The sequence below is a fragment of the Nostoc sp. FACHB-110 genome (genome assembly GCF_014697425.1).
Lineage (GTDB): Bacteria > Cyanobacteriota > Cyanobacteriia > Cyanobacteriales > Nostocaceae > Nostoc_B.
In genome coordinates, this window is the sequence record NZ_JACJRU010000023.1 from 109,199 (window position 1) to 117,104 (window position 7,906).

General features: G+C 42.7%; 4 protein-coding genes. 1 reads left to right on the top strand and 3 read right to left on the bottom strand.

What is annotated here, in order from left to right; all coding sequences use genetic code 11:
- Positions 1–168: 168 nt before the first annotated feature.
- From H6G69_RS20290 to mfd, 3 genes are all read right to left on the bottom strand, one after another.
- Positions 169–729 (bottom strand): hypothetical protein, encoded by a 561-nt coding sequence (locus H6G69_RS20290; RefSeq protein WP_190676101.1) that lies wholly within the window; start codon positions 727–729, stop codon positions 169–171.
- A complete protein-coding gene (locus tag H6G69_RS20295) occupies positions 729–2,114 on the bottom strand; it encodes an AAA family ATPase (RefSeq protein ID WP_190690925.1) in 1,386 nt (461 codons plus the stop codon). The genes H6G69_RS20290 and H6G69_RS20295 overlap by 1 nt, the downstream gene beginning before the upstream one ends.
- Before the next feature lie 219 nt (positions 2,115–2,333).
- Positions 2,334–5,861 (bottom strand): transcription-repair coupling factor, encoded by a 3,528-nt coding sequence (mfd, locus tag H6G69_RS20300; RefSeq protein ID WP_190690926.1) that lies wholly within the window; start codon positions 5,859–5,861, stop codon positions 2,334–2,336.
- 401 nt (positions 5,862–6,262) lie between these two features.
- On the opposite strand from mfd, the gene H6G69_RS20305 reads away from it, so the two are divergent.
- On the top strand, positions 6,263–7,591 hold the full coding sequence (locus tag H6G69_RS20305; protein WP_190690927.1) for a hemolysin family protein: 1,329 nt from the start codon (positions 6,263–6,265) through the stop codon (positions 7,589–7,591).
- Positions 7,592–7,906 lie beyond the last annotated feature (315 nt).

Below are 7,906 nucleotides of genomic sequence, written 5' to 3' on the forward strand. Positions count from 1 at the left end.
CATTGCATCAATCAAACTTTGCAGTTGTTAATAATGAATCTCAAAGGCAACACTTTCAATCTAGATTACGCCATCAATCAACACTCATTGCAACGTTAATTTTCGTAGGCGTATCATGAATTGGCGATCGCACAAATTGTGAACAAAGTTGAGGAGAGCTATTACCTATCATCCTCCGATCAAATGATTGAAATGAAGGTAATTTGGTGAGCTAATTTTTAGCATTTTATCTGGACGGTCATGATTGTTAGTTTGGCGACTAATACGTGTTTTTTGCTTGGCAATACTAATTTCCTTAATGCTGACGAAACGATATACATAATCGCTGAGAAAATTTTGCTGATTCCAAAATGACTGACCAATTTTTTGACAATAAGCAATAAAACACTCCCCTCCTTTAAGTTGCTGAATGATTTCTATTTCTGAACCGCCTTTTCCTCCCTTCATTTCAATATAGAGAATAACTTTTTTGTCCTCTGTATCAGCAATGATGACAAAATCTGCACGTTTGCATTCACCACGCTTTCCTTGAAATATCGTCTTTGGTGATTCAAAATTATCTGCCTTAATTACAATGACTTCATCATCTTTAGGCATCCCATAAATAGTTACCGAATATTTAGGATCTGTCAGTTCGGTGAGTATGACTTTCTTTTTGTCATAGTGTTCTTGCAATGGTACTGTAGCATTTTCCTGAATCATCTCTTTGAGGATAGCGATATCAGACATTACTCTTCACCCCAGACAATCGCTTCCTGAATGCGATTCATTGTTTCGATTGTTTTGTCAAAACTACGGGCTTCAATACCTAGTTGTGGATCAATCTCTGCTGGTACCAGGGTCTGGCATTTTTGTCTTTTTGTTTTACCATCTGGTATTATCAGTTCTTCTTCCGCAATATAGACTTTGATTTTTTCAGCAGATATTAGTTCTTCTTGTCGATAACCTTCTTTTTCGGCAATTCGTTTGAGATAAGGTTTATCATGGTTGAGCATGATCAGTGTATTCAGTTCTTTGATAATATAATCACTGTGTGTGGTGATGAAAACTTTAATACCCAGGTTTACTAATCGAGCAAATAGCCGTGCGACGCAACGTTGATTTTCGGGGTGCAAGTTCAATTCGGGTTCATCTACCATGAGTAAATCGCCAAGTTGAGCCTCATGTCTCAGATAAAAACCAATGTCTAGTAGAGAACGCACCGCACTGGAACTTTCATCCATAGACAGCTTGACACGTTTACCCGTCGGCAAATAGTAAAGCTCATCATTGCGGGTAACTGTGTACTCACCACCGATAATTTTGGCAAAATCCGCCAGCACATCAGGATGATTTTCCGCGATAAAACTATTTTTTTTGACAATGCTTTCAAGTCGCCGTATAAAATCAACATTTTTCTTTATCGGTAGAGCATAATCTCCAAAATCTTTAAGTATCAGTTCTACTCGATTGATATCTTGTCCAACACGACTAATTTCTTCTAGCAAGCGATTACGATCAAAATCTAAGTCTTTACGAAAAATTGCAGCCCCAGTCCGTTCACTACTGGCTATGAAAGGGTTAGGGAAAAACTGATCAAAAATAATCTTTTTTAGTGCGTCGCTAATGATTTCCTCAAGGATTTCTGTGGGAATTTTTACTTTTTCTTTCTCAACCAGCAGAGTTACAACTAATTCTGTACTCTCTTCACTTTTGGTAATAGAAAAAAGTGATACCTCACCAGAACCAATTTTTAGATTAAATCCGCTTTTCAGAGGAATATTTTGGACATCAAGACTGATCTGAAACTCTGTTGTTTTAAATCGTTCGGCTGGTGCTGCAAAAACTTTTGATAATTCTTTAGTATAAGCCTGACAACCTTTAGTAATAATGTTTTCAGAGTGTTTGACATATTCTTGTATATCAAGACGAACTACACCGTCAGTAAGAAGCAGGTTAATCTTGTCAGTATTAATTTTGATTGACAACCTATCTTGCCAAGTAGATAAAAAGCCAAATAAGGCATAAGTAGCGTAGGTCTTTCCCGTATTATTGCAGCCACAAATTATAGTCAATTCGCCAAGTGTGAATTCGGCTTGCTTTAAAGCACCAAGATTTTTGACTTTAATTTTCATTGCCGTATTCCTTTAGCGATCATGCCCTAAAATTTCTGTTCAGCTATCCTTGAGCCTAAGACTTGTTATGGATGAGTTATCGAACTCAATAAGCAAATTCTAAGCTACAGCGTATTTAATATTTACATCGATTTGGGTGAAGACACCAGAACATTAGCATTTAAATCATATCTCACCGATACTAATGAACAGTCGCTGTTTCATCAACTAAAAGATGTATTAAACAACAGCCGCCTCTGCGATCGCACCTTGCATTCTCCCCATTGCATCAATTAAGCTTTGCAATTGTTGGTCGGCTTTCATCACGGCTAAACCTCGGACTGTGACTTTACCAGGGGAGTAAACAAAGCGGGTTTTGAGATGTTCTGGTAAGTTGGCTGCAAGTAAATTCCATGCAGGTTCTTCCATTGGGGTTTCTAAAATTACGTGTTGTTTGTTTTCTGGTTTGATGCGGCTAAATCCTAATTTTTTCGCTATTTGTTTTAGTTCCATGACGCGCAAAAGTTGATTGGCGGGAACGGGTAAAGTACCATAGCGATCGCTCCATTCTGCTGCAATCTGCGCTAGTTCTTCTTTCGATTTGGCAGATGCTACTGCACGATACGCACTCATCTTTTGGTCAATATCGGGAATGTAATCAGCAGGAATAAATGCAGTGAGGTTGAGGTCAATTTGCGTATCATCAACTTGGGGTATTTCTTGACCGCGAATTTCTCGAATCGCTTCTTCTAACATTTCCATGTACAAATCAAAACCGATCGCATCCATTTGACCAGATTGTTCTGCACCCAGCAAGTTACCCACACCCCTGATTTCCATGTCGCGCATCGCCAATTGATAGCCGGAACCAAGTTGAGTAAATTCTTGTATCGCCCGTAATCTCTGCCGTGCTGCATCAGATAAGGTACGTTGCTTAGGATAAAATAACCAAGCATGGGCTTGAATACCTGCACGACCGACACGACCGCGTAATTGGTATAGTTGCGCTAATCCAAAACGGTGTGCGTCTTCAATTAAGATGGTGTTGACGCGGGGAATATCTAAACCAGATTCAATAATTGTTGTACATACTAAAATATCTGCGTCACCATTACTAAAGGTGAGCATGGTTGATTCTAACTCACTTTCGTCCATTTGCCCGTGAGCGATCGCAAATCTTCCCCCCGGTATCATCTCGCGCAATTTGGCTGTCGTCTCTTCAATTCCTTCCACGCGCGGGACTACATAAAATACCTGTCCGCCTCGATCTAGTTCTTGGCGAATTGCACTGCGGACTGTTTCAGGATTCAAGGGTGAAAGATGGGTTTGAATTGGTCGGCGGGTTGGGGGTGGTGTGGTAATCAAACTCATTTCCCGAATCCCCGACAAGGACATATACAAGGTACGGGGAATGGGTGTGGCGGAAAGTGTGAGTACGTCAACCTGAGTCTTCAAAGATTTGATTTTCTCTTTTTGGTTCACCCCAAATCTTTGTTCTTCATCCACCACCAATAAACCCAAGTCGCGGAATGATACACCTTTCCCTAAAAGTTGGTGTGTACCAACAACGATATCTAACTCACCCGTTGCTAATCGCTTTTGGATATTCCGACGTTCTTCAGCAGTACGGAAGCGGTTAAGTAAGCCGACATTCACAGGGTAGGGGGCAAAGCGTTCTTTCAGGGTGTGGTAATGTTGCTGGGTGAGGATGGTAGTTGGTGCGAGGAGTGCGACTTGTTTACCAGAAGTCACAGCTTTGAAAATGGCGCGGATTGCGACTTCCGTTTTACCAAAACCAACGTCACCACATACTAACCGATCCATTGGCCGATCGCTTTCCATGTCCCGTTTGACATCTTGGACGGCTTTTAGCTGGTCTGTCGTAGGTTGATAGGGGAAAGAATCTTCCATTTCCTCTTGCCAAGGCATATCCTGGGGATAGGCGTAACCTTGTTGTTGCGATCGCGCTGCATATAATTTCAGCAAGTCTACCGCTAATTTCTTAATAGCTTTACGGACGCGGTTCTTGGTATTGTCCCAAGCCTTCCCGGTCATTTTGTGCAGTTCTGGGGCTTTATCGCCTGTGGCGCGGAACCTGGATAAAGAACCAACTTGGTCAGCCGCCACCCGCAACAAACCATCGGCGTACTGTACAACGATGTAATCACGGGTTTCATCGTTAATCGTCAAACTTTCCAATTTGACAAACTTACCTATCCCGTGGCTTCTGTGAACTACATAATCTCCCGGACGCAGTTTATTCGGGTCAACTTGCTTAGAAGCAGCCTTACGACGTTTGCGGATATATCCTGGTGTGGCGAGGGAATGCTGACCGTAAAATTCCCGGTCTGTGACAACAACTAAACGGAAAGTTGGCAGAATAAACCCTTCCAGTTCCGCCAAACCAGAGTATTTTAAGGCGACTGGGGTATGGTTGATTTGTAGCTTTTCAATGGCTTGGTAGTCGCGCGGGTTGGGGATAAACTGCGCTGGACAGTCGTGTTCTTGGAGTAAGGAGACAGAACGGGAAGGTTGGGCAGAAATTAACCAAATTGAGAAATTGCGATCGCGTTCTTGGCGTAATGTTTCTGCCAGCTTACCAAACTGATGCGGTGTCACAGGTACAGAACGACTCGCTAAATTAATTCCGTTGTTTTCCTCGGCGATTTCTGATAAATATACAGTGGGAAATTGGGTCAGTTCAGTTAGACAATCATCAAACGACCGATGAATTTTCGGCAATTGCAGAGAACCCAAATCTAATTCCCCAGTCCCCAGCGACCATTGTTCCTGGGCATTTTCCACCCAGCGATCGCTATGGGCATGACATTGTTCTGGTTCATCAATGGCGATTAAAGTATTTTCAGGCAGATAATCTAAAACTGATGCGGGTTTATCAAACGCTAGACCCAAAAATCTGCGACTTCCTTCTAAAACTCCCGATTCTTCCGTTGTAAGTTCCGATTCATTCTTCAACTCAGCACTCAACACTCGGAACTCAGCACTGTCCTTGAGTGCGTCCAAAATTATGGGAGTGAAACTAGTCGGTGTCAGCACAACCTGATTAATTTTGTCAAGAGCAGAACGCTGGGTTGATGGGTCAAATTCTCTGATTTGCTCAATTTCGTCGCCAAACCATTCCAAGCGCACAGGCAATTCTGAAGAAACCGGAAAAACATCGACAATATCACCGCGCCGACTCCATTGACCTTCTGTTTCTACCAAAGGTACTCGCTCGTAACCCAAGGTAGTAATTTTGGTACTGAAAGTATTCAGGTCAAATTCCATCCCTTTAGTCAAAGTCAGACTTAGAGGTGTAAAAGCCTCTGGCGGCGGTAAATGCGGCTGTAACGCCCCCGTAGTAGCAACCACCGCTATAGTTTTATTTTGACCATTAACTGATGACTGTTGACTGTTAACTGATGACTGACCCTTCACCAAATCCGCCAAAACCTGCATTTGTCCCCAGGTCATTTCCGTTTCGGGGTCAAAAGGTTCGTAAGGTGATGCTTCGGAAGTGGGGTAAAAATGTACTGTTGACCAGCCCATCGCCTCTAATTGAGCGTAGGCGCGTCCGGCTTCTTCTAGGGTGGCACAGACGACAAATAAATTCCTTCCTGAATTTTGTGCTAATGCCGATGCTACCAAGCCCTTGGGTAGGCGGGGAATGCCATTTAAGCGTAATTCTTGTTGCCGATTGAGCTTAGTAAGTAGTTCGGTGGTGAGTGGCGATCGAGCCAAGGCACGCACAATAGAAGAAAATGCCATAAGTTCTACTAGAGGTGGAAGTCTTCAGTGATAAGAAAATTTATAGGTAGTTTATGTTCACTATTTTAAAAGCGTTGACACTCCACTTATTACTTCTGTGGAAGAATGATGATTGAAATATAAATATATAGATTTAAAAAGTTAAACTACGACTTTGTATATAGTCAACAGAAGTATGAATTATATAGCTTTAGTCAGAGAATTTAGACATTTTCAAAGCGCAAATGCCACCATTAGTAATAAATTTACTTTTTGGCTTCTACTGCCTCTGAGTATAAATTTCATCCTTTAGGCTTTGTCCTTTTGTGATCGAAGTACTTTATGTCAGCACTTTAATTAACGTTTAATACTACATACTAAGGGTTAAGCATAGTTCGCTCCCTATAGCGGCAAATCCAAACATGTCCTCCATCACTTCTGAAATTTTAATCATTTTGGTACTAATTATTGCCAACGGGATCTTCTCGATGTCGGAGATGGCTATTGTCTCAGCGCGAAAGGTCAGGCTTCAGCAGCTTGCCAATCAAGGAGATGCCAAAGCCAGGGCAGCATTGAGACTAGCAGAGTCTCCCAATAATTTCTTATCTACCGTTCAAGTCGGAATTTCCTTGATTGGTATCCTGACTGGCGCCTTTGGGGGAGCGACAATTGCTAACCGACTGGCAATATATGTAAAACTTATCCCCTTTTTGGCTCCTTACAGCGAACCAATATCTTTTGGGATAGTCGTTTTAATTATTACGTATTTATCTCTGATTATCGGGGAATTAGTGCCGAAGCGATTGGCATTAAACAACCCAGAAAGAATTGCAGCGTTTGTTGCTATACCAATGCGGGCTTTAGCGGCTATGGCTTCCCCAGCAGTGCATTTATTAAGTGCTTCTACAGAATTGGTGTTGCGAATTTTAGGAATCACCCCCTCAGAAGAGCCGCAAGTCACCGAAGAAGAAATTAAAATTCTGATTGAGCAAGGCACAGAAGCGGGAACCTTTGAAGAAGCCGAACAGGATATGGTAGAGCGAGTTTTTCGTTTAGGCGATCGCCCTGTCAGTTCTTTTATGACACCCCGCCCTGATATCATCTGGCTAGACCTAGAAGACACCGCCGAAGAAAACCGCCAAAAAATGACTGAAAATGGTTATTCGCGGTATCCAGTTTGTCAGGGAGGGCTGGATAATGTCTTGGGGATCATCCCTGTCACCGATTTACTCGCCCGCAGTTTTCGGAATGAAGCTCTAGATTTAACAGTGGGTTTACGTCAACCTGTATTTGTCCCAGAAAGCACCCGTGGCTTGAAAGTATTGGAATTATTCAAGCAAACTATCACCCACATGGCCATTGTGGTGGATGAATACGGCGTAATTCAAGGATTAGTCACCCTTAACGACATCATGAGCGAAATCGTCGGTGATGTTCCCGCAGATCCCGGAGAAGATGAACCCCAAGCAGTGCAGCGCGAAGATGGTTCCTGGCTACTAGATGGAATGTTACCCGTAGATGAGTTCTTTGAACTGTTCGAGATGGAAGAGTGGGAATCTGACGAACGCGTTAGCTATCAAACTTTGGGAGGCTTTGTCATCAACCATTTAGGCCGCATCCCCGCCGCCGCCGATCATTTTGAGTGGGAAGGGATGCGAATTGAAGTCATGGATATGGATGGTAATCGCGTCGATAAGGTGCTAGTTGTCCCCATGATTGATAAAGCAGAGGCGGCGAAAGAAGCGGAATAAAGTCAAGGGTGTAGGGGTGTATTATCCAACTCTGACCCCTCTATACACCAATACGCTTGGGTGAAGGTTTAGGACTTACGCATCAAAACGAAAAATCAAGGGTTTTGGCGAGGGTGTAGGGGTTCAGGGGTATAGGGGTGTACTGATTCAAAATCCTTACACCCCATACCCTTTCACCCATTAACCCAATCTCCACAGATAATCTTTGTGCGTAAGTCCTCAATTTGTTGATTGAGATATGACTGTTCCCTGCTTTTTCCCAGACTAGGAAACATAACTAAAATAGCTAGCTGTGAGATTTAAACTGGATGCTCC

Excerpts from the sequence above, each read along its gene's own strand:
- mfd (WP_190690926.1), bottom strand. The coding sequence starts at position 5,861 with ATGGCATTTTCTTCTATTGTGCGTGCCTTGGCTCGATCGCCACTCACC.
- H6G69_RS20295 (WP_190690925.1), bottom strand. The coding sequence starts at position 2,114 with ATGAAAATTAAAGTCAAAAATCTTGGTGCTTTAAAGCAAGCCGAATTC.
- H6G69_RS20305 (WP_190690927.1), top strand. The coding sequence starts at position 6,263 with ATGTCCTCCATCACTTCTGAAATTTTAATCATTTTGGTACTAATTATT.
- H6G69_RS20290 (WP_190676101.1), bottom strand. The coding sequence starts at position 729 with ATGTCTGATATCGCTATCCTCAAAGAGATGATTCAGGAAAATGCTACA.